10 protein-coding genes and 2 pseudogenes are annotated in these 23,699 nt (G+C 50.4%); 5 read left to right on the top strand and 7 right to left on the bottom strand.

Annotated features, from left to right (window positions below):
- Positions 1-64: 64 nt before the first annotated feature.
- The 4 genes from fumA to F4V61_RS14425 form a co-directional block, all read right to left on the bottom strand.
- A complete protein-coding gene (gene fumA, locus F4V61_RS14405) occupies positions 65-1,711 on the bottom strand; it encodes a class I fumarate hydratase FumA (RefSeq protein WP_058344527.1) in 1,647 nt (548 codons plus the stop codon).
- A gap of 69 nt (positions 1,712-1,780) precedes the next feature.
- Positions 1,781-3,121, bottom strand: coding sequence for an anaerobic C4-dicarboxylate transporter DcuB (dcuB, locus tag F4V61_RS14410; RefSeq protein WP_012210673.1), 1,341 nt, complete (start codon positions 3,119-3,121; stop codon positions 1,781-1,783).
- 729 nt (positions 3,122-3,850) lie between these two features.
- Positions 3,851-4,570: a two-component system response regulator DcuR gene (gene dcuR / locus F4V61_RS14420; protein ID WP_000611305.1), complete on the bottom strand. Its 720-nt coding sequence runs from the start codon at positions 4,568-4,570 to the stop codon at positions 3,851-3,853.
- Positions 4,567-6,198: a sensor histidine kinase gene (locus tag F4V61_RS14425; protein WP_038397137.1), complete on the bottom strand. Its 1,632-nt coding sequence runs from the start codon at positions 6,196-6,198 to the stop codon at positions 4,567-4,569. Before F4V61_RS14425 ends, dcuR begins: the two co-directional genes overlap by 4 nt.
- 376 nt (positions 6,199-6,574) lie before the next feature.
- Here F4V61_RS14425 and F4V61_RS14430 point away from each other — a divergent pair, with 376 nt between their 5' ends.
- The 4 genes from F4V61_RS14430 (at position 6,575) to F4V61_RS14445 (ending at position 11,082) form a co-directional block, all read left to right on the top strand.
- Positions 6,575-9,007 (top strand): DMSO/selenate family reductase complex A subunit, encoded by a 2,433-nt coding sequence (locus F4V61_RS14430; RefSeq protein WP_000403107.1) that lies wholly within the window; start codon positions 6,575-6,577, stop codon positions 9,005-9,007.
- A 13-nt stretch (positions 9,008-9,020) separates the two neighbouring features.
- A complete protein-coding gene (locus F4V61_RS14435; protein ID WP_080161079.1) occupies positions 9,021-9,647 on the top strand; it encodes a DMSO/selenate family reductase complex B subunit in 627 nt (208 codons plus the stop codon).
- A complete protein-coding gene (locus tag F4V61_RS14440) occupies positions 9,640-10,413 on the top strand; it encodes a dimethyl sulfoxide reductase anchor subunit family protein (protein ID WP_000544909.1) in 774 nt (257 codons plus the stop codon). The genes F4V61_RS14435 and F4V61_RS14440 overlap by 8 nt, the downstream gene beginning before the upstream one ends.
- Positions 10,414-10,488: 75 nt before the next feature.
- Positions 10,489-11,082 carry a TorD/DmsD family molecular chaperone gene (locus F4V61_RS14445; RefSeq protein WP_000952254.1) on the top strand — a complete coding sequence of 198 codons (594 nt, stop codon included), beginning with the start codon at positions 10,489-10,491 and terminating at the stop codon, positions 11,080-11,082.
- Between the two features lie 97 nt (positions 11,083-11,179).
- Here F4V61_RS14445 and F4V61_RS14450 read toward each other — a convergent pair whose 3' ends face one another.
- Entirely contained in the window at positions 11,180-12,580 is a 1,401-nt protein-coding gene (locus F4V61_RS14450) for a DUF7594 domain-containing protein (RefSeq protein ID WP_080161078.1), read from the bottom strand.
- A gap of 302 nt (positions 12,581-12,882) precedes the next feature.
- On the opposite strand from F4V61_RS14450, the gene F4V61_RS14455 reads away from it, so the two are divergent.
- Positions 12,883-13,836: an SdiA-regulated domain-containing protein gene (locus F4V61_RS14455; RefSeq protein WP_080161077.1), complete on the top strand. Its 954-nt coding sequence runs from the start codon at positions 12,883-12,885 to the stop codon at positions 13,834-13,836.
- A gap of 248 nt (positions 13,837-14,084) precedes the next feature.
- On the opposite strand, the pseudogene F4V61_RS22435 reads toward F4V61_RS14455, so the two are convergent.
- Both F4V61_RS22435 and F4V61_RS14460 read right to left on the bottom strand, forming a co-directional pair.
- A pseudogene (locus F4V61_RS22435) lies at positions 14,085-14,222 on the bottom strand (hypothetical protein); the annotation flags it as partial.
- A 12-nt stretch (positions 14,223-14,234) separates the two neighbouring features.
- Positions 14,235-23,669, bottom strand: a pseudogene (locus F4V61_RS14460) (Ig-like domain-containing protein); the annotation flags it as partial.
- Positions 23,670-23,699: the final 30 nt, after the last annotated feature.

Raw genomic sequence — 23,699 nt, forward strand, 5'->3', positions numbered from 1 at the left:
TACGCACGATAAAAATTCAACGTCTGGATCGGAACGGCCCAGTAAGATCACTGGGCCGGAGAGGTTATTTCTCGCAGTTAGCGCACTGTTTGCTGACAATCTGCTGGAAGAAATCGTTGCCTTTGTCATCCACCAGGATAAAGGCCGGGAAATCTTCTACTTCAATTTTCCAGATAGCTTCCATGCCGAGCTCCGGATACTCAACGCACTCCAGATGCTTAATGCTCTGTTGCGCCAGTACCGCCGCCGGGCCGCCGATACTGCCCAAATAAAAGCCGCCGTGTTTTTTACAGGCATCCGTGACCTGCTGGCTACGGTTGCCTTTCGCCAGCATGATCATACTACCGCCGTGGGATTGCAGCAGATCGACGTAAGAATCCATGCGGCCTGCGGTGGTCGGGCCCAGTGAACCGGAGGGATAGCCCGCTGGCGTTTTCGCCGGGCCCGCGTAATAGATCGGATGATCTTTAATGTACTGCGGCAGTCCTTCGCCGGATTCGATACGCTCTTTTAGCTTCGCATGGGCGATATCGCGACCCACGATAATGGTGCCCGTCAGCGACAGGCGAGTCGAGACCGGATACTGTGATAGCTGAGCGAGGATCTCTTTCATCGGGCGGTTAAGATCGACTTTTACCGCGTCGCCTTCGCCCGCCTGACGCAGCGCTGACGGAATATACTGGCCCGGATTATGTTCCAGTTTTTCAATCCAGATGCCTTCACGGTTGATTTTCGCTTTTATGTTACGGTCTGCCGAGCAGGAAACGCCCATTCCTACCGGACAGGAAGCGCCGTGACGCGGCAGACGAATCACGCGAATATCGTGGGCGAAATATTTCCCGCCGAACTGCGCGCCGAGGCCCAGTTTTTGCGCTTCTTCCAGCAGCTCCTGTTCCAACTGGAGATCGCGGAATGCCTGGCCGTGTTCGTTACCTTCTGTCGGCAGCGTGTCGTAATAGTGGGTGCTGGCGAGTTTAACGGTTTTCAGCGTGGTTTCCGCCGAAGTGCCGCCAATCACAAATGCGATGTGGTATGGTGGGCAGGCCGCGGTGCCCAACGTGCGCATTTTCTCAACGAGAAAGTTTTTCAGCTTGCCTGGGGTGAGTAGCGCTTTGGTTTCCTGATAGAGATACGTTTTGTTCGCTGAACCGCCGCCTTTTGCCACGCAGAGAAACTTGTACTCGTCGCCATCGACGGCATAAAGATCGATTTGCGCTGGCAGGTTGCTGCCGGTATTGACCTCTTTGTACATATCCAGCGGCGCGTTCTGCGAGTAGCGCAGGTTATCTTCAATATAGGTGTTAAACACGCCTTTGGAGAGCGCCGCTTCATCGCCGCCGCCGGTCCAGACGCGTTGGCCTTTTTTACCCATGATAATCGCCGTGCCGGTATCCTGACAGGTCGGCAGAACGCCTTTGGCGGCGATATCGGAGTTTCTTAAAAATTGCAGCGCCACGTATTTATCGTTTTCGCTGGCTTCGGGGTCATGGAGAATAGAGGCGACTTGCTGCTGGTGTTCAGGGCGGAGCATGAAAGATGCATCGTGGAAGGCTTGCTGCGCCAGCAGCGTTAGCGCCTGCGGCTCGACTTTCAGAATTGATTCGCCTTCGAAACTACCGACGCTGACATAATCGGACGTGAGCAGGTAATACTCGGTTTTGTCCTCTCCCATCGGGAAAGGCGCCTGATAGATAAACTCTTTTTTCGACATATGCTTCCAGCCTACGAGTAAATAGATGTATTAAGGCGCGCGCCGCTCGTAAACGGGCGCGCGCTGCTCTTACAGAAATCCGTACATTGCGGCAAAGATCCAGCCAAAGACGCAGGAGACGCTCACGCCAATCAAACCCGGCAGAATGAAGCTGTGGTTAATGACGAAGCGGCCAATATGGGTCGTGCCGGAACGGTCAAACTGAATCGCCGCCAGATCGCTTGGGTAAGTTGGCAGGATGTAGTAGCCATAACATGCCGGCGCGGAGGCTACGATATAGGCCGGATCGACGCCAATAGCCAGCGCGACGGGGACAATCGCCGCCAGCGCCGCTGCTTGGGAGTTAACAAACTTAGAGACCAGCAGCAAAACGATGGCGTAAGCCCACGGATACTCTTTAACCATTTCGCCCAGCACGCCCTGAATTTCTGACATGTGCGCGCCGAACATGGTTTCCGCCATCCAGGCGATCCCGTATACCGCGACAATCGCAATCATACCGGAGCGAAAGACTTCGTTTTTTGAGATAGATGCAGGATTGGTTTTGGTCAGAATGATAATGAGCGCCCCAGTCAGCAGCATGAACATCTGAATGACCAGCACCATCGACAGCGGCTTGCCGCCGAAAGTAGGACGCAGACTGGAATCCGCCCCCAGGATAGCGACCACGGCGATAGCCGCTAGGAAGATCCACATCGCCAGCCAGTTGCTTTTCGGCAGTTTTTTATCCAGCAGCGTCGCGGTATCGCCGTACACGTACTGACGGTTTTCCGGCACGGAAATAAATTTCTGAAATGCTTCGTCTTTATCCAGATCTTTACCGCGGAACCAGCTAAAAATACCGATTGCCAGGATGCCGAGCAGGGTAGACGGGATGGTGATAGACAGCAGATCGAGGAATTCCAGATGTCTTCCGTCAAATGTTACATTGCCCAGCATCGCCACCAGAGAAACAACGGCGACGGAAACCGGACTGGCGATGATCCCCATTTGCGCGCCAATAGAACTGGCCGCCATTGGACGTTCCGGACGGATATTATTCTTGATTGCTACGTCGTAGATGATCGGCAGAATGGTATAGACCACATGGCCCGTACCACACAGAATCGTCAGGGTACAGGTGACGAACGGCGCCACAATAGAGACATATTTTGGATTGCGGCGCAGCAGTTTTTCGGCAATCTGCAACATCACATCCAGACCGCCTGAAGCCTGTAACGTTGCCGACGCGGCGACTACCGCGATAATCACCAGCATGACGTCAACGGGCGGTTTACCCGGCTGGAGATGGAATACAAACACCAGAATGACCAGACCGATACCGCCCAACAATCCGAGCGCGATCCCTCCCTTTCTGGCACCATAAAACAGACATATTAATATTATGAGAAGCTGTATACTAAATAACATTTTTATTTACCCTCGCGATAAACCCAGTCAATTTTGATAAATGGATCACAGCCATCTTCTGATTTGTATGAATGAACATCAGGAAGTAGCGAATATGCAATGCGCCAACAGCGACGATTAACGATTAAGCGTTTTACAGAGTTGCTTTAAGTAATTATTTTCTTGCGATAGCGATGTTCAGAGGATGTCACTCTCTGGCGATGGGCAGGTGCAGTAAATGAGAACAGGGATTTGTGATTTATCTGTTTGAAAAACAGGCAAAATTTGTTTGTTTTTTGCGTCTTGCCATCATATAAATCACGGAAGAAATCGAACAAAATGTGATTTATGTGATCATTGTCACGCCATTTTTTAAAATTATTAGTACGGCGTGTGAAGGCTCGTATCTTCTCACAAATATGCGTATTGTCCATGGGCGTAGCATAAGCTCCATTGCTACAAACGTAATTTTATTTAAGTGTCAGGAAAATTCCTGACATATCCATTTTTTAATAAAAATACACACTCTCTGTATGGGATAATACTTAATTAACTTTTGTTAGCGTTTTGAAATTAAAAACAGCGCATGGAGTTGTAATAATAGAAAATAGCGTTAACAGGTCTGCATTGAGCATATTTGATCTGACACAACTTCCTTGGTTTGTTATTAATGTGATAGCGTTTTTATCTGTATTGTTATAATAATTGTTACCAATATATAACGCTTAACGTCGAAGTTATACTGTATCCTTACTGACAATATTGTTTAAGTAACGAGTAATGTTCCGGCTGAACGCGGTAACGGTAAACCGGTCTGCCGGTCACGCCGTAATGAATGCTGGTAAACAGGATATGGCAGTTCACCAGCCAGATAAGATATTTGCGGCAGGAGACGCGCGAGATATTCACTTCGTTGGCCAACTCGTCAGTAGAAAATTCCTGATCCTGATGCGCATCGATCCACTGGCACAATGTGCGTAGCGTTTGCTGCGTCAGCCCTTTTGGCAGTCGGCGAGGCTCTTGTTCACTGGATAAATTGCCGTGAATGAGCAAGTCAAGCTCAGACTGTTCGTAATACTGACGTTTTTCCATCGCCGTTTTCTTACGTAGCCAGCCGGTCAGCGCTTCTTCAAAGCGCGTGGCCTGAAAAGGCTTGATCAGATAATCCACCACGCCGTAGTGGAGCGAATCTTTAATGGTGGCGGCGTCAGCGGCAGACGAAATGACAATAACGTCGCTTTTGCAGCCTGCGCTGTGCAGGACAGGCAGCAGATCCAGTCCATTTTCCTGCTGCATATAGATATCCAGCAGGATCAGGTCAATGTGATTTTCACTATTGAAGATAAACTCTTTCGCTTTTTCCAGCGTTGAAGCGGTTCCACAGCAATGAAAACCGGAGATTTGCGCGACGTAGCGGCGATTTAGCTCCGCGACCATCGCATCGTCATCGACAATTAATACATTGATCATAGGCTGGTCCTTTCCCCATCCCAGGGTAACTGTACAAAAAATTGTGTGAAGATCCCAGGTTCAGATTCCACGGAAATTACGCCGCCAAGCGCTTCGACCTGTTGTTTAACCAACGCTAAACCGACACCGCGCCCGGCACCTTTTGACGAGACGCCTTTTTCAAAAATCGCGTCGATGTTTTCAGATTCGATACCGGGACCATCGTCGCTGACTTCGCAATGCAGCCAGCCATGACGGTAGTGTAACGAGACGCTGATTTCACCGCCGGATTCCTGGCCCAGCGCTTCCAGCGCGTTTTCAATCAAATTACCCAGCGCCGTAATCAGCACCGTGACCTGATCTTCATTGTGACTATCCGGTAATTGACTGTCACTGCTTATCACCAGGCTGTGTCCTAAATCAGAGGCGCGATTAATCTTACTGAGCAAAAAGCCAGCAATAATCGGCGACTTTATTTTACCGAGCAGCAAACCGATCTCTTCCTGATAGTTATTAGCCGTCTTGATAATATACGCTTCAAGCTGCTTATAACTCTTCAGGTGCAATAATCCCAGAATCACATGTAATTTGTTCATGAATTCGTGGGATCGTTCACGGAGCGCATCCGCGTAGTTCACCATCCCATCCAGCCGCTGCATCAGTTGGCGAACTTCTGTTTTATCCCTGAAGGTGGATATTGCGCCGATAATCTCGCCGTTACTGCGCACCGGAACGGTATTAACAAGCAACAGACGGCCTTTAACGATGATCTCTTCATCGCGGCGCGACGTACCGCTACGCAACACTTCGCGAATGTCTACCACCTGCGACCAGGCATGGCTCAGGGTGGATAATTTGGCGTCATCCTGCGTTTTTCGGTAATCGAGCAGCGCCTGCGCCGCGTGGTTAATCAACGTAACTTCGCCGCTATCATTGACGGCGATAACGCCTTCTTTGATCGACTGCAGCATTGCCTGACGCTGTTCAAAAAGGGTAGAGATCTCATAGGGTTCAAGGCCAAACAGGATACGTTTTAGCACCTTGACCAGCGCATATGTGCCTAATAACCCCACCAGAGCGCCGAACAAAATGGACCAGATAATACTGCCGCGGCTACTGTTGATCTGCTGCGTAACGTGACTGAGTTCCAGGCCGATTGCCACAACGCCGATCTGTCGATGATGTTCATCATAAACCGGCGTGAAAACGCGCAGCGCTTTGGCGAGAAAGCCACGATTGATGGCGACGTTCTCCTTTCCCTGCAGCGCGAGCAGAATATCATCGCCTTTGAATGGTTGACCGATTCGCTGCGCTTCTGGATGTGAATAACGGATACCCTGCATATTCGTTACCACAATAAATAAAAAGCCATTATGCTGGCTCACCGCTTCGGCGAGCGTCTGAATACCACTTTCCACCGGCGGTTTTTTCAGCCCCTCGCGAACCACCGGAGAGTCCGCCAGCGAGCGGGCCACCGCCAGCGCTTTATCTGCCAGCGCGTCGCGCGTCATACTGCTGATTTGCGAAAAATAGATCAGATGGACCACGACGAGCACCGAGAACAAGACGGCGCTGACCATCAGAATGACGGTCGTGCCGAGTTTCATGGGGCGTTTGCGTAACGCCCGGCATGGCAGGGAGTGTTTCATAGCGGACCTGAACTGACGAATCGTAGGGCTATTATCCCTGATGAAACCTCTAATTCAAAGGTAGTAGTCGACTTCGCACAAACGTTGAAAAGCCAGTCTTGCTTTGTAGGGCGTTTTACTTGCTCACGTCGACTGGCAAACGTCATATCGTTAATTAATATCGTCATATACCGTGATGAGTAATTTATTTTCATCAGAATTGCATAAAATACTTTTTTATTAATTTTTATGATAATGAATGCAGTATCACATTTTATTTTAACTAACGTTCAGAATGCGATTGATCACAATCAATCAGCGCTGATATTTAATCTATTATGATTAGTTTTCATTACATATTACTGATATTTATGGAAGCAATGTGAGAAATAAGAAAATGGAAATAAAAGAATGGCTGAGCACAACAATAACCCGACGTGATGCAATTGCCGCTACCGTAAAAGTAGGCGCGGCGGTGACGCTAAGCCAGGCGATTACGCTGCCTTTTGCTACCACAGCCCGGGCGCAGGATGCCACAACGATATCGAAGGAAGCGAATGGCGAAATTGTCAGGCACAGCGCCTGTCTGGTCAACTGTGGCAGCCGTTGCCCGCTCAAGGTTATTGTGAAAGACAATCGCATTGTGCGTATTGAGCCGGAAGACGCGAAAGATGACGCGGTATTTGGCGAGCATCAGATTCGTCCCTGCCTGCGTGGGCGTTCCAGCCGCTGGCGCGTCTATAGCCCAGATCGCATTAAATATCCGATGAAAAGAGTGGGAAAACGCGGCGAAGGAAAATTTAAACGTATTTCCTGGGATGAAGCTACAGCCTTTATTGCGGCGGAATTAAAGCGTGTCAGCGAACAATATGGCCGGGAAGCTATTTATTATAATTATCAATCCGGCGCATATTATCATACGCAGGGATCGCCAGCCTGGAAACGGTTGTTAAATCTTACTGGCGGCTATTTAAATTACCATAATACCTACTCGACCGCGCAAATCGCGACGGCAACGCCTTATATGCATGGTACGTATGTCGGCAGCCATTTTACGCAAATCGCGCATTCCGATCTGGTGGTGCTGTTTGGCCTGAATCTCTCAGAAACGCGGATGTCCGGCGGCGGTCAGGTTGAAGAGCTGCGTCGGGCGCTGGAGGCTTCAAAAGCCCGGGTTATTATTATCGATCCGCGCTATACCGATTCGGTCATTACTGAACACGCCGAATGGCTACCGATTCGTCCAACCACGGATGCCGCGTTAGTCGCTGGCATAGCGTATACGCTGATTAGCGAACAGCTTATCGACGAGGCGTTCGTAAATCGTTATTGCGTCGGCTATGATCGCAGCACATTGCCGGAAACGGCTGCGCCTAATGCCAGCTATAAAGATTATGTCCTTGGCACGGGCGATGACGGTATTGCGAAAACGCCGGAATGGGCGGCGGATATCACTGGTATTCCGGCAACGCGTATTCGCCAACTGGCACGCGAAATCGCGTCGGCGCGCGCCTGCTATATTTGCCAGGGCTGGGGGCCGCAGCGTCATGCCAACGGCGAACAAACCGTGCGTGCTATTCAGACGCTGCCTGCCTTAACCGGTCACTTCGGACGGCCCGGCACCAACAATGGCAACTGGCCTTACGGTACGCCGTATGGCGTGCCATTGTTGCCTGTCGGTAAAAATCCGATCAAAACCTCTATTCCTTGCTATCTGTGGACGGACGCTATTCAGCATCCGGAGAAAATGACTGCGACGACGATGGGCGTGAAAGGTGCGGACAGGCTAAAAACCGGGATTAAGCTGTTATTCAACCAGGCCGGTAATACCTTGCTGAATCAGCACGGCGAAACGAACCGCACCCGCCAAATTCTCGCTGATGAATCACTGTGCGAAACCATTATCGTAATTGAAAACCATATGACGCCCAGCGCGAAGTATGCGGATCTGCTATTGCCTGAGACCAGCTATCTTGAGGCGGAAGACCTGGTGGATAGCTCATATGCGGCGGGATCGCATAACTATATCATTGCGATTCAGAAAACCGTTAAACCGATGTGGGAAGTACGCAGCACGTATGACATCTGTGCGGATATCGCCGGGCATCTTGGACTGCGCGAGCAATATACCGAGGGTCGAACTCAGGCGCAGTGGGCGGAGATGCATTATCAGCAGATCCGTGAAAAACGTCCGTACCTGCCGGAGTGGCGTGTGGCGAAAGAGATGGGCGTGATTGACCAGCGTATCGCCACTGAACAACAGAGCCTCGCGTTTGCCGATTTCCGCGCCGACGCCGAGGCCAATCCGCTCTCCACGCCGTCGGGCAAAATTGAAATTTACTCCCAGGCGCTGGCCGATCTGGCGCAAACGTGGACCTTGCCGGAAGGCGAGCGTATTCCTGCATTGCCGGAATTTTGTCCGGCGAAAGAGTCGCACCTTAACAAAGCGCTGACCGCGAAGTATCCGTTGCAGTTAAGCGGCTTTCATACCAAAGGCCATACCCACTCTACCTATAGCAATGTGCTGATGTTGCATGAGGCGGTGCCAGATGAAGTCTGGATTAACCCGATAGATGCCAGCGCCCGCCAACTAAAGTCCGGCGATCGGGTGCATGTATTTAACGACCGCGGCGTGGTGGAGCTTCCCTGTAAAGTTACCCAGCGCATTTTACCCGGCGTGGCGGCGATGCCGCAGGGTGCGTGGACGCGGCTTGACGACAACGGCATTGATGTTGGCGGCTGCATTAATACGCTGACCAGCCACCACCCTTCGCCGCTGGCGAAAGGCAATCCTCAGCATACTAATCTGGTTGAAATTAAACGCGTTTAAGGAGTGATGCACGATGAAACAGTATGGCTTTTATGTTGACTCCTCGCGCTGTTCAGGCTGTAAAACCTGCCAGGTAAGCTGCAAGGATAATAAAGATCTGGAGGTCGGCCCGAAACTGCGCCGCGTCTATGAATATGGCGGCGGAAGCTGGGTGAAAGAGGGGGAAAGCTGGCATCACGACACCTTTACCTACTACCTCTCTATTGCTTGTAACCATTGCGATGAGCCGGTATGTGTCTCCGGCTGTCCGACCGGGGCGATGCATAAACGCAAAGACGATGGTCTGGTACTGGTGGACGGCAGCGTGTGCGTCGGCTGTCGCTATTGCGAAATGCGCTGCCCCTATGGCGCACCGCAGTTTGATGCGCAGGCGAACGTGATGCGTAAATGCGACGGTTGCCTCGATCGACTGGAGAAAAATCTGCGTCCTGTCTGTGTTGACTCTTGCCCGCAACGGGCGCTGGATTTCGGCCCAATTGATGAATTACGCGCAAAATATGGGACGGAGAATCAAATCGCGCCGCTGCCTGCGGCGTCGTTCACCCATCCTAACCTCATTATTAAGCCGCATCCGAAAGCGAGGCCAACGGGCGATACGGAAGGCGCAATCATGAACATTCGGGAGGTACGCCATGCATGAGTTACCACTGGTCTTTTTTACGGTCTTTACCCAGATCGCGGTCGGTGCGTTTATTTTGCTGCTGATTGGCGGCGCAATGGGACTGGTGGCGCTGCGGCGCAAGGCTATCGGCCTGTTCTCGGTGATGTGCCTGTTTGGGATTGGCGTCATTGTCGGTCTTTTCCATGTCGGACAACCGCTGCGCGCGCTGAATATGCTGTTGCGCGTTGGACATTCGCCGATGAGCAACGAGATTGTGTTGTCGGCGGCTTTTGCGGCGCTCGGCGGTCTGGGCGCACTAGGTCTGTTGCTGAATCGCGCGGCGCCGCTGTGTAACGCATTGGTATGGTTGGCGGCGATAGTTGGGGTGGTCTTTTTATACGCCGTTCCGCAGATTTACCAACTGCCGACGGTGGCGACCTGGCGTTCATTTTACACCACGGCAATGATGATATTGACGCCGTTGATTGGCGGCGGCGCGTTGGCGGCGCTGTTTGGCGTGCGTCGTCTGGGGTTATTGGTCAGCGTGTTGGCGATTTTGGTGAGCTTTTGTCTGCGTCCGGGCTATATGGCGACGCTGATGAGCGCCGATAGTGCGCTGACCGCCGCGCAACATAGCTGGTTTACTGCCCAGTCGGTATTACTGGCGGCGGGCGTGGTCGGGGTAGTGGTTTGCGCGCGTATGAAATCGAGCGCCGCAGTGCTGGCCATGACGGCAACAGTCGTTATCGCGGCGGAGTTAGTGGGTAGGATCGCGTTTTACAATCTGTGGACGCTGCCAATGTAGTTTTTTGCCCGCTTTGTGGCGTGTAGGCCTGATAAGCGCAGCGCCATCAGGCAAAATATTTCAGGAGTGATTGCTATGCTTTCCCGTGCTGTTTTGCCGCGTATCCTCGGCGCACTGTTTTACTACTCCCCTGAGAGGCCGGAGGTGAAAGCGTTGTTCGACTGTCTGCCAACGTTGCCTGAGCTTTACCCATGGCGGGATCGCGGACATATTGAATCCTTGTGTGCATCATGGCCGCTGCCGGATGATGACTCGCTTACATGGCAATTTTCCGTGTTGTTTGAAGGCCAGGGAGAGATGCCCGTCCCGCCCTGGGGTTCGGTCTATCTGGAAAAAGATAATTTGCTGATGGGGGAAACCACCGCCGATTATCGGGCTTTTTTACAGTCGCAGGGAATGGTATTCACTGACTGTGAACGCGAGCCGGAAGATCAGTTTGGCCTGATGTTATTAGCCTGTAGCGATCTACTGGCGCGAGGCGACAACGCGGCGGCCAACCGGTTACTGGAGGCGCATCTGCTACCCTGGGGATTCCGCTATCTGGAGCTGCTGCAACGTAATACCGTTAGCGTGTTCTATGCCCGGCTTGCCGTCGTGGCGATCTGCTATCTGCAGGATGTACAGCAACAACAAGAGCTGCAGCCTGCGACTAAACGGTTGTTTTTCTGAGGTAGTCGGTCAAAGGCGTCTATCAGGTTTTGATGACGCACCGTAATGCTTGTGTAGCAATCGTGCCCGCTGTCGCGCCAGCGGGCACCGTCGGATATTACAGTTCCGGCGTCTTTTTAAAGCCGGTTAGCATCAGCACCAGGCTCTGCTTTGAGTCCGCTGGCGTGAAATCGTAGTGATTTCCCTGGCGGTCGCCGCCGATATACCAGGATATTTCCGTTTTCCCTTCCGCCAGCGCTTTGCGCACCGCTTTATCAACATCAACCATGCGATACTCATGAGAATGATTTAGATACAACACGGTATCGGAACGGTAGGTGATCGCCGGTTTATTGTTCCATGACACGGTACTGACGTGCCAGTCGTTGTTGGTAGGATAAAAGAAGATCTGATCGGCGCCGTTCGTTTCCGTTTTGCCGCCAAAAAGGCGAATACGATATTTGAATAGCGAAGCGTCCATATTGGCAGGCAGGGACGGAATCTTAAATTTCACCAGCGTGAGCGTTTCCGGATGCTGCGTGCGTCCGCCATTTGTCCAGTCATCCTGTACGTATAAGGTATCGACGCCGGCATGAGGCTTGTCGTCTTCGCTACTTACCCAGGTATTTTCTTCCGCTTTACTGTAGGCATACGGAACTGTAGTGCCACAATCCAGCCCCTGATCCATACACAGATCCGTCATAAACTGCGCGCCATCTTCCGTCCAGCCATTCATAAAATCGGCATGGGCAGTATAAAGGCTTCCCCAGCGTTCTTCCCGCGTTTCGCCATGCATCACCGGGTCCATCGACAGTTCCACTTTGGACGTATCCAGCGAGGAGATCTGCGGTAACACCCAGGCGATATTCATGTTGACCGTCGGGATTTTGACCGGATATTCCGCGGAACATTTCCCGTGGTCGGCATAGGTCGCATTATTGTGACTATGGGTCGGTTTCAGGTTGACGCCATCCCAACAGTTGGGGAAAGTAATTCCGATATTAAACTGAACGGCATCGCCCGCTTTACGCAGGCCGCATATTTCGCCGACTTTGTTGGTGTAACCTTTGCCGTTGGCGCATAAGAAAGTAATGGCAGAGCTGGGGTCGGTTCCGTGATGATCGCCTGCCAGTAATTCCAGCCCAGCCGGGAACGGATGGAGAGGGTATTGCGCTACGTTTGTGGATTGGTAATAGGTCTTTTGGTAGGCCGGTTTTACGATTTCTCCATCGGGTAATTTCATGGATGGCGCCCAGTAAGCGGAGCTGTCGGCTTTATTATCGCAGGTTGTATCTGGCTGCGCGCGCAATGTCTGGTAGGTGGAGACCGCGTCGGTGTGAGTGTTGCCAAAAAAATCATGCCACATCGCCTGATTCGCTTTACCAAACATCATAATCGCGTCATCACCCAGCGTGTGGTGATAGCCGCAAACGACATGCGCCTGAGGACCGGCATGGGCCGGGAATGTGCTAGCAGCAACAAGCATAGCCAGGCTGGCGGTAATAATATTGAGTTTCATTTTTTGCTGTCCGGTTGAATAGGAGTAAGAGCAGCAATAGCAGATCAGATCGCGGTGTTACATATCATTAATTATCAGTTTTTGTTATTCGCCCTGTATAGAGGATTTAATTTACTGTCTCACTATTTAACTAATTAGCCGAAACGACCATTCTCTCGATTCTGTAAATTTACAAAAAAGATACGTTAGTGATTAAAATAGGTCTTTTTGTGATAACGCTCACTATTCCATTTTGTCTATGCTAGTGGCGCTCGCCATAACCCGATAACGATGCTATCGGGCATCGGCTTCATTTTTAAGAAATGCGTTACGGCATCAGTCGTGACGTGATCTGCTATGGATTTTTTATGAGATTCCTAAAACGCTGTATTGTGGTTGTACTCTTTGGCGTGATTTTATTTATGGTCAGGGACGATATTCGCTATGTTTATCAACTGATTCTGAAATATGGTGATAAACCCTCGGCACTAATACTGAGTGGCTATAAAGCGGTTATTCAGGAAAGACCAGTCGCAGGAATTAAGAGTAACCTTTCAGGTCTAACCTACTCCGCCGAGGACAGGATGCTTTTCGCCGTTATTAATAATCCCCCTGAACTGGTCTGGTTGACTACAGAAGGACAATTAGTGGGACGGATGCCGCTCCAGGGTATTCATGACCCGGAATCTATTGCGTGGAGTGGGGGCAACCAGTTCATGATAGGCAGTGAGAAAGATGGCGCAGTATATAAAACGCAGGTGGATACTCTGCGCGGTGCCATGCAGATAATCTCCATGGTTAAGCTTGAGGGTTATAATAAAGCAAAAAATAAAGGGCTGGAAGGTACGGCATGGGATGCGAAAAATGAGAGGTTGTATGTCGCAAAAGAAAGAAAACCCATTGTGATCAAAGAAGTAGATATGAGAAAAAATGGTGTCACTAGTGTGTTGCCCTCTACCGTTACCGCGAGCATTAGCGATGTCTCCGGGCTGGAATATTATGCCCCGACGGATTCGCTGCTGGTGTTGTCGGATGAGTCAAAAATGATTCTGGAGGTCAGTTCCGAGTGGCGGGTGCGTGATCGACTATTCCTGACGGCGGAGTGGTCAGGGCTCAGAGAAGATATTCCCCAGCCCGAAGGAATTGCCATGGACGACGACGATAACCTCTATATTGTGAGTGAACCGAACCTCTTTTATAAATTTTCCCGTGATACGCAGCATGATCAAGATTTATTTTTGCTGTCACATCACGATAAAACGGAACAAGGTTATTGATGCCATGATTTGCAGATTGGTTGATTCATTGTTGGGGGAGGTTATGTTTTACTTGCTTCAGTAACGGATTACTTTGTGGTGTAGCGTAACGGTAATTGTCCTCCTCATATTTGCGGCAGCGTAGTCTGCCGCTTTTTTTATTCTTTTAATAAACTAACTGTCTTCTGCAATAATTAACAGACAATAAATATTATTATTCTGTTTTTCTCAGGAGACCTCCGAAGAGGCCTCGTCATAGTGATATTTAGTTATAAGGCATAATATTCTTCCTCAACGCTTACCGAATGCAAAGTCGCCTCACTAAGCGAAATCATTTCATCTGCGCCGGAACTCTTGTTAACTGGATTTTCCGTTGGCGATGTACCCGTAAATGTTCCACTGGCAACAGCACTATTACCGGCGGGATCGGTGGCCGTTAGGGTGTATTGATTCTCCCCCGACAGAATAATGGATTGTGGAACAGATACATGCCAGTCACCAGAATCATTATCGACACTAGCGGGATATTCCGTACCGTTAACCGTGACCTTCACCTGAATATCCTGATTCGCCTCCACCGTTCCCTGGAGGGTGACGGCACTATCAACACCGTCAGCCGTCGATCCCAGTGTGGGCTCGGCGGGCGGTTGCGTATCGATAGTCAGCCGCTCGTTCAGCGTATTTTCGTTACCGGCAGCATCTTTAGCGGTAAGGGTATATTCATAAGCGCCATCATTGAGGGGCTGGTCAAGAGTAATTGTCCACTTCCCGGTGTTGTCAGCGGTTGTGGTGAACACCTTACTGTCGATGTTCAGTGTAATCGTCGCATTGGCTTCTGAAGTACCGGTAAAGGTTGGCGTATTGATGCTGGTGATATCATCGTCTGCCGTCCCGGTATCGCTGTTATCTTCCAGGGAAAGCACTGGCGGCGTAATGTCGATCGTTAGCCAACCGGTAGACAACGAAGAGGTGTTTCCTGCTATGTCTTTTGCCTGTACGGTATATTGATAAATACCATCATCTAACGCATTAGCAGCCGGTAAGGTAAAGCGCCATCTACCGTCATTCCCCGCCTGGAAGGTATGTGTTTCCTTATTGAGGGTCAGAATAATGGTCGCTCCAGGTTCTGTTGTGCCAGTGAATGTCGGCGTTTTATCACGAGTGACATTATCTCCTTTGTCGCCAGTATCTGAATCTTCGGTAAGCGCGCCAACGGTAGGCGCGGGTGAGGTAGAATCAATGGTGAGCGAACCGCTGGTCGGCGTAGACGCATTTCCTGCGACGTCTTTGGCCTGTACTGTATAAATGTACGTATCGTCAGGCAGAGCATCTTCCGTCGGTAACGTGAAGCGCCATACACCGCTGCTGTCGGCCTGAAATTCATACGTTTTGCTATTAATAGTGAAAATAATGGTTGCGCCGGGATCTGTCGTACCGGTAAAAGTCGGGGTGCTCACGCTGGTGATATTATCGCCAGCGATACCCGTATCCGTATCGGCAGTTAGTTTCCCGACAGCCGCATCGGGCGGTGTCGTATCAATAGTTATTGATCCTTTAAAGGCGTCAGATGTCGTACCTGCCGTGTTCTGGCCTTGTAGCGTGAAGTCATAAGAGCCGTCATTCAGTTTATCTCCAGCAGGTAAGGTAAAACGCCATGTGCCATCATTATTGACCGGTACGTCGTAACGTTTACCGTTGAGGGTCAGAATAACGGTGATATTAGGTTCTGCCGTACCGCTGAAGGTGGGAAGATCCGCATTGGTAATATTATCACCGGCCGTACCCGTATCAGACTCGGTAGCAAGCCCGCCATTTGGAATGGCAGGAAGGGCGAGATCGATTGTGATATTACCGTTAGTGGTTGCGGAAACATTTCCGGCGGCGTCTGTGGCTAACACTGTATAGGCATAGTTACCGGTTGCCAGCGCATCGGCCGAAGGTAAAGTAAAGGCCCATGTACCGTCGGTCGCCGTAGGACATTCATACATTTTGCCGTTAATAGAAAGCGTGATAGTCGTTCCTGGTTCCGCTTTTCCAGTGAATTTGGGGGTTGTAATGCGCGTGATATTATCGCCCGCCACTCCCGTGTCATAACCGGGCGCAAGCCCGGCAGTGGGAGCTGTTGGCGGCATAGTATCAATAATGACCGAACCTGACTGTTCTGCGGATGTATTTCCGATAGCGTTTTTGCCCTGTAAGGTATAGGCGTAAGTCCCATCGGTGAGGGTATCGTCTGCTGGCAACGTGAATTTCCAGGCGCCATCATTTCCTACCTGGATCTCATACGCTTTACCATTGATACGTAGAATAACGATGCTGTTGGGGTCAGCCTTACCACTAAACGTCGGTGTCGTTACGTTGGTAATATTATCTGTGCCGGTAGTGGCGTCGAGACCTCCGCCAGGGATAGTTGGCGCAGTGGTATTAATCGCCACCGATCCGGCGGTGGGCGCTGATATGTTCCCGGCGGTATCCTGAGCTAAAACAGTGTACTGATACGTTCCGTCTGGCAGCGAATGACCCACAGGTAATGTTATTGTCCAGGCACCGTCGCTCCCGGCTTTGGCCGTATAGTCTTTCCCGTTGATCGTCAAGATCACGGTAGCGTTCGCTTCCGCTGTTCCTGTAAAGGTCGGATTCTTTATATGCGTAATACCATCGCCTGTGACGCCACTGTCCGCACTTTCCGCCAGAGCGGCGACAGGAGCGTCCGGAGGGGAAGTATCAACAGTAAAATCGCCGTCATAGCGTGTTTCGTTTCCGGCGTTGTCCGTTGCCAAAACCTGATAAGAGTAGCTGCCATCCGTTAGTGTACCAGGGAGACGGAATGCCCAGTTTCCAGACGCATCGACTGCCACAGGATAAGTAGTGCCTGCGAAAATAACGACAATAGATGCGCCGGGCGCGGTTTTGCCCGACAGCGTGGGCTGGGTGTTGTTGGCTATCTGATCGCCCGTAACCCCGCTATCGCTTCCGGCGTGTAATCCCGCATTTGCTGAGGGCGGCGTATTTTGAACGGTAACATTACCGTTCACTTGTACGCCGCTTACGTTACCGCTGGCATCCGTCACTGTAATCGTGTATGGGTAGCTACCATCTGCTAATTTACCGCCCTCCGGCAGGGTTATGCTCCATTTACCATTATCGCCTGCAATAGCGGTATACGTTTTACCGTTAATCATTAACGTGACGGTCGCGCCGCTTTCGGTGGCGCCGCTAAACGTCGGCGTAGCCTGATTCGTAAGATGGCTGCCGACCGCCCCGGTTTCGCTGGCGATATCCAGTCCGCCGGTTAAATAATCGGGAGCAGTGGTGTCAATCGTGATGGTCGCCGTAGAGGATGTCGTATTGCCTGCGCTATCAGTGGCAGTGACCGTGTAATGATAATCCCCATCCGTTAAGGCATGAGTCAACGGTATCGTCCATGTTCCGTCTACGTTAGCTGTGGTGGTATACCGATTACCGTCAATCGTGAGCGTAATCGTGGCATTGGCCTCAGCGGTTCCCATGAGTGTGGGCATGGTATTGTTAGTGATATTGTCCGCTTTAGCGCCGGAGTCTGTATCGTCACTCAGTCCATTTATCTGGAGGTGCGATTCACTGTCGATAGTGATCTTCCCCCTTATCGGGGGGGATTGATTACCGGCTATATCTTCGAGTGAGATAGAGTAATCATGATCGCCATCGCGTAATGGGCTGGTAATGGCGAGTTTCCAGTTACCATGCTGATCGGCAACGGTTTTATAAGTTTTGCCGCCAATCGTGACGATAACCGTGACGCCAGTTGGCGCCGTACCGGAAAAGTTAGGTTTTGTATTACTGGTGATGGTATCTCCGGTATCGCCAGTATTGCTGTCAATATCCAGGCCGCCAGTCACTAAGCCCGCCATATTTCCACTCTGAATATTCAACTCGCCGTTGACAGGCGTGCTGACGTTTTGCGCAAGGTCAGTAATGGAAACAGTATAGTTATGCGTACCAGTATTTAATGGCGTGTTGACAGCGACTTCCCAGTTCCCCTGGTTGTCCGCTACCACCGTATGCGTTTGCCCGCCAATCGTGAGCGTTATCGTGGCGCCAGGTTTTGTTTTGCCTGTAAAAACCGGCGTTTCATTGTTAGTGATAAAATCGCCTAATACCCCACTGTCCGTAGCAGCGCTGAGTCCTACCGTTGTGGTTGGCGGCGTGTTATCAATGACGAATTGCCCGCTAATGGTCGATGATGTTCCCGCTGTGTTAGTCGCTGTCACGGTGTAGCTGTAGCTATTGTTTGACAGGTCAGGTAGCGCCAGCGTCCAGTTGCCATCAGCGGTAACGATGGGGGTATAAGTCATGCCGTTGATTGTCACTATCACCGTTGCGCCTGGTGTTGCCGTGCCTTTTAACGTTTGATCGTTATTATTACTCCAGCCATTGGCAATATTCGGATCGGCAGTGGTATCCAGCCCGCCTGTTAGCGCTACGCTGGAGTTATCTACGGTAAGCGTTCCTGTAATCGTAGGGGAAAGATTACCCGCCTTATCGACAGTCGATATGCTGTAGTCATAATTACCGTCCCGCAACGTTTCCGGCACGGTAAAGCTCCATTTACCGGCGTTATTGGCGGTCACGGTGTAGTTTTGCCCATTAAGCGTAATCGTGACTTTCAGACCGGCTTCCGTGCTTCCGCTAAACGTAGGCGTGGAGTTGTGAGTAATGTTATCGCCCTGAACACCGGTATCGCTGGCGTTGTCAAGCCCACCGGTCAGCCTCGGAGGAACAGAGTCGCGGGTGATTCTAACGGTGTAAGTGGTTTCCAAACCATAACTATTGGTTACGGTAAGACTCCAGGTGTAGTATCCGCCCTGGGGCGTGTTTGCCGGGAATTCTGACGCAGGCAAATGGATTTTCCAGTTGCCATCCGCGTCAACGACGGTGGTTAAAGGGCCTGACCCGCCTGAATTCTTTCTGATGGTGATCGTATCGCCAGGATTACCGCGTCCGACGATAACCGGCGAGGCGTCTTTATAGAAAATACTGTTAGTTGAGCCAGCGGCGCCAACGAGATAATCTTCATGTCCGCCAAATTGTGCATTAGGCGCGGCGACAACGTTGCTAATGGCGCCATGAAATACGCCGCTATTTCCTGCAGCATCGGTAGACGTTATGGTGTAATCATAACGTGTGTCAGGAAGAAGATTGACGTCCTGCAACAAGATTTGCCAGTTACCATTATCATCTGAAGTGGTTGAGTAACGTTTGCCGTTAATCTCTACGATGACTTCCCTATTGGGTTCTGCTTTTCCATTGAAAGTGGGGTTAGACCAGCGGGAGACTGAAGGATCATTAGGCGTTGCATCGCTAGCGCTAAGTCCCCCGGTAATTTCCGGCGGCGTATGGTCTATGGTGAAGGAACCGTTAAATGTCGTGACCGAGTGTCCGACAATCTCAGTCAGTTTGTAGTGATATTCCCCTTCAACAAACGGCCCTCCCGGTAATGTAAACGTCCAGGTGCCATCGGCATTAACCGGAATAGTATATTCCTGCGCATTAAACTCAATACGTAACGTGGAGCCGATACTCGCTTTGCCGCTTAATGATGGTGAGGTATTTTGCGTCTGGTTATCGCCAACTGAGCCAGTATCATCTTCTGGGGAGAGAAATCCGACCAGAGTACTGATTGTCACCGTGGCGGAATGGGTGGTTTCTGTACCAAATTTATCCTTGAAAGTTAGCGTATAATCATGTGTGCCTGAATTCAGCGGCGCGCTGTCAGGCACCGTAAACGACCACTTTGTTCCCCCGGCGGTAATCGTTAACGGATAGGTTTTACCGCCGATGGTAATAGTGCCGCGCAGATTATCGTTAGCGTGGCCTCCGGCAATGGTGCCCTCCAGCGTCGGTTTGGTTACTGATGTCAGGTTATCGCCTTTGGTATCGCTATCCGTCTCGTCAGAGAGTCCACTAGTGATGGTCAGTTTTCGCTTACAGATATAGATGGCGTCAGACGTAGTGGCGGTATTACCGGCCGCATCGGTCGCCGTGACAGAAAAACGAATGGTGTGATAATTACCGTTATCCTGAATTAGTCCCGTGGGGAGGGTAAATTTCCATGTTCCGTTGCTGGCGATATCTGTGACGTTATAGGTTTTATCATTAATGCGAATGGTCACCTTTGAGCCAGCTTCGGCTTTACCTGTGAGAGTGGGGGTAAGGTCATTAGTCCAGTATCTGTCTTTATCGCCCGTATCACTGCTGCTGTCCAGCTCAGATCCTGTCAGCGTCGGCGCTTTATTATCAGTAGTAATATTCCCTTTAGTGGTGGTTTGGTTTCCGGCTTTATCCGTGACGATAATCGTATAACCGGCCGTATAATTCGGCGGCAAACCCCAGGTCGGGCCCTGCAACGTCCAGTCTCCGTTATGATCTGCCGTGGTGTGTCGTATCTGACCATCTATATGCAGGGTGATCGTAGCGCCTGGTTCGGTTTTGCCGGTAAAAACGGGCCGGGTCGTTTTAGTGATCATATCCCCTTTGATGCCGGTATCAGAATCGCTCGTTAATCCCACGGTAGATAGGGGGTTAAGGGTATCAATAAAAATATTATTCGTGGTGATGGCGGATAACCCGGTACCGGTATCCGTTGCGGTCACCGTATATTCGCTAAACCCTTCGTTCAGTGCGTGGGTTACATCAATGGACCAACTGCCGTCAGCCGCCGCCGTTGTGGTATAACTTTGCCCGGCGATGGTCAGGACGATCACCGTATCCGGCGTGGCCTGTCCGACAATTTTCGGCGTATTGTCATTTGTAATATTATCGCCCTTGATGCCGCTGTCGCTATCAGCATCCAACTGCGCTGTAACTTTAGGCGGTACTACGCCTGATGGGACATAATTAAAATTACCTGTAATTGTTGCCGTGTTTCCGGCGAGATCTTCTGAGGTTACGGTATACTCATTCAGGCCGGGTTCCGCATCTTTGGGCAAGGTCAGTTTCCACCTCCCCGTGTCATCTACGGAGGCCGTATAGGTCATGTTTTTAATGGCTACTGTGACAAGGCTTCCAGGTTCCGCCATGCCGCTGAGCATCGGGCGGACAAGCTGGGTTGTATTATTCCCCGCCGTACCTTCCATTATGCTGGAAAGATCAAGCCCGCCGCTGAGTTGGGAAACGGTATCTACAGAAAACTGATGTTCGCTGCTTGAGGTGTTGCCCGCTTTATCCGTAGTGGTGACCGTATAAGTGTATGTTGCATCAGGAAGGTCGTCCGGTATCGCATAGTGCCAGGTACCATCAGCCCCAGCTTTCAATGTATGGCTCACGCCGTTAAACATAATTTCTATGTCAGCTTCGGGTTCTGTCGTACCGGTAAGAATGGGGCGGATAACATTCGTGATGTTGTCCTGATTATTTCGTCCGCTATCCGATGCTTCGTCTAAACTTGCTTCAGATGAAGGGGGGGTAGTGTCCACGGTAATGCTGCCTGATGCCGTCGCGCTGGTGCCCACCGCATTTTCAACTTTTACCGTATATTCATATGTTTTATCCGCAAGCGCATCCGGGAGCGTTAAAGACCAGTTACCGTCTGCATCGGCGGCGGCATGATATTCCACATTATTGATGGTCAACACCACGGAGGTATTTGGCGTTGCTGTACCGTGGAAGGTTGGCTGATTAATGTGTGTGATACCGTCACTGTTACTCACGCCGCTATCATCGCTTTCATGCAGGCTTACGGTGATTTCCGGGATACTGGTATCAATAACCAGCGTCATATTCCCCGTGGTTTCGCTCATATTTCCCGCATTATCTTTTGCGGCCACGGTAACGTCATAGCGGCCATCTGCCAGCGGCGTATCCAAAGTGAGCTGCCAGTCGCCATTTTCATCAGCCTGAAGAGAATAAATATGGTCATCAATAGTGACGAACACTTCCGTATGAGGCTCTGATTTTCCGCTCAGAGTTGGGGTAGTAATATTGGTGATGCTGTCGCCTGAATCGCCGGAATCGCTATCGGCGTCAAGGTACACCGTGGGGGCAGATGGAGGGGTGGTATCAAGCGTAAATTTACCTTCTAATGGCGAGGAAGCACTATTACCTGCGGCATCCGTTACCGAAAGCGTATAAACATGCTCGCCATCATCTAATACCAGGTCTTCTGGCACTTTCCAGGTCCATAGCCCATTTTCATCAGCCTGGACAGAGAACGATTTACCGGCCAGCGTAACGGTAATGATCGCTAAAGGCTTGGTATTTCCGGTTAACAGGGGATGTGGGTTATTGGTAACGCCGTCAGTGTTGCTGCTACCTGTATCTGATTCTGTCGATAATGTTGCCGTTATTGTCGGAGGCTGGGTATCAATTGTCACTTTACCGGTTTGCGTAGCGGTATTCCCGGCAATATCGGTCGTTTCAACGGTAAATTCATAGCTACCGTCGTTGAGCGCCGGAGTGATTTCAAGTTCCCACTGCCCTTGTCGATCGGCGGTGGCTTCATAAACGTTGCCATTGAGGGTCAAAATAACGTATGCGCCGGGTTCCGTTTTTCCGGTCAATACTGGCTGAGGAATATTCGTTAAAAAATCGTCCTGCTGCCCGGAATCCGTGGCGGCGGATAGCGCAAATGTAACGTCAGGCGCAGTCGTATCAATAGTCACGGTGTTATTCACCGTTGCGGTATTCCCTGCCTCATCGGTAGCGGTGACCTGATAATGGTATACACCATCTGGCAAATTCGAACCCGGAGATAAATACCACTGACCGTCTGCGTTAGTGACAGTGGTTAACGCCATCCCGCCAATAATGACATTAATGATGGAACCCGGTTCGGAGGTACCCTGAAGTACAGGTTTAGGATTATTCGTTATAGAGTCACCAACAACACCGGAGTCTGAGGCAGGATCAAGTGAGGCTGTGAGCCCGGAAACTTCACTATCTATTACGACGGTGGTAGTAGATGTCACCGTTTTGCCGCCGCTATCGGTGATAGTAAAGTTTATCTCATACTGACCATCTGGTAGAGGAGAAGAGAGTTGTAAGGTCCATTTACCATCTTTATCAACGGTTAACGGGTAGTGCGTCTTGTCTATTATAAGGCTTGCCGTCGCGCCTGGCGTAGCATTGCCGGTAAAGGTTGGTGTAGTAATATTGGTAATACCGTCTCCTGTTTTGCCGGAATCGGCCTTCGCATCCAGTTGACCGGTAATAAAAAGAGGAACCTCTGGCGTAGGTAATGGCTCCAGGGCCTTTTCTGCCTGCTCGCTTGATGAAGAACTTGATGACGCCGGTGGGACTGGCGGTGTAGCGGGTGGTGCGGGGACGTTATTCACGACCTCTTCTTCAGCAGGCTTTAAATTTTTAGAAAGTTCTTGCTTTGCTTTTTTGTCAATAATTTCTTTCTTTTGTGATAATTGTTCGTTTTTTTCGAGCTGTATATTTTCTTTTAAATCTGTAGTCTGCTGTTTGAGGAGTTCCTCATACTCTTTAATTTTTTGCTGTAAAGATTCTTCCAGAGCTTTATTTATATCAGCAAAAGTATCTTTTACCTGTTGTTCTGACTCATCCTTTGTAGTTTCTGGTGTGGATTCATCGCTTACTAACTTGTCAGCCAGGTAGACTGTATCTAACCCAAGCTGATAAGTTTTTATAGAAGAGATAATATGATCCTGATTAATTGTTTTTCCCGTGGTATCACGTAACTCAACATTCCCCAAAACCAGGTTGGTTAAGCCATCTTTTAAAGTTGTGGTATTACCATTAGAGGTCGTAACTATCAAGTCAAAACCACTTACTTTGTATGATTTTATATCAGAAATAGTTTCTGGCTTAAGGTTGGTATTATCTGTTGAGGAGGTGTTTTCTTTCATTGTCATACTGCCTATTTCCTAATGATAGTTGAACGG

It is taken from the genome of Salmonella enterica subsp. arizonae (assembly GCF_008692845.1).
Lineage (GTDB): Bacteria > Pseudomonadota > Gammaproteobacteria > Enterobacterales > Enterobacteriaceae > Salmonella > Salmonella arizonae.

Excerpts from the sequence above, each read along its gene's own strand:
- F4V61_RS14435 (WP_080161079.1), top strand. The coding sequence starts at position 9,021 with ATGAAACAGTATGGCTTTTATGTTGACTCCTCGCGCTGTTCAGGCTGT.
- F4V61_RS14450 (WP_080161078.1), bottom strand. The coding sequence starts at position 12,580 with ATGAAACTCAATATTATTACCGCCAGCCTGGCTATGCTTGTTGCTGCT.
- F4V61_RS14430 (WP_000403107.1), top strand. The coding sequence starts at position 6,575 with ATGGAAATAAAAGAATGGCTGAGCACAACAATAACCCGACGTGATGCA.
- F4V61_RS14445 (WP_000952254.1), top strand. The coding sequence starts at position 10,489 with ATGCTTTCCCGTGCTGTTTTGCCGCGTATCCTCGGCGCACTGTTTTAC.
- F4V61_RS14455 (WP_080161077.1), top strand. The coding sequence starts at position 12,883 with ATGCGTTACGGCATCAGTCGTGACGTGATCTGCTATGGATTTTTTATG.
- dcuB (WP_012210673.1), bottom strand. The coding sequence starts at position 3,121 with ATGTTATTTAGTATACAGCTTCTCATAATATTAATATGTCTGTTTTAT.
- F4V61_RS14440 (WP_000544909.1), top strand. The coding sequence starts at position 9,640 with ATGCATGAGTTACCACTGGTCTTTTTTACGGTCTTTACCCAGATCGCG.
- F4V61_RS14425 (WP_038397137.1), bottom strand. The coding sequence starts at position 6,198 with ATGAAACACTCCCTGCCATGCCGGGCGTTACGCAAACGCCCCATGAAA.
- fumA (WP_058344527.1), bottom strand. The coding sequence starts at position 1,711 with ATGTCGAAAAAAGAGTTTATCTATCAGGCGCCTTTCCCGATGGGAGAG.
- dcuR (WP_000611305.1), bottom strand. The coding sequence starts at position 4,570 with ATGATCAATGTATTAATTGTCGATGACGATGCGATGGTCGCGGAGCTA.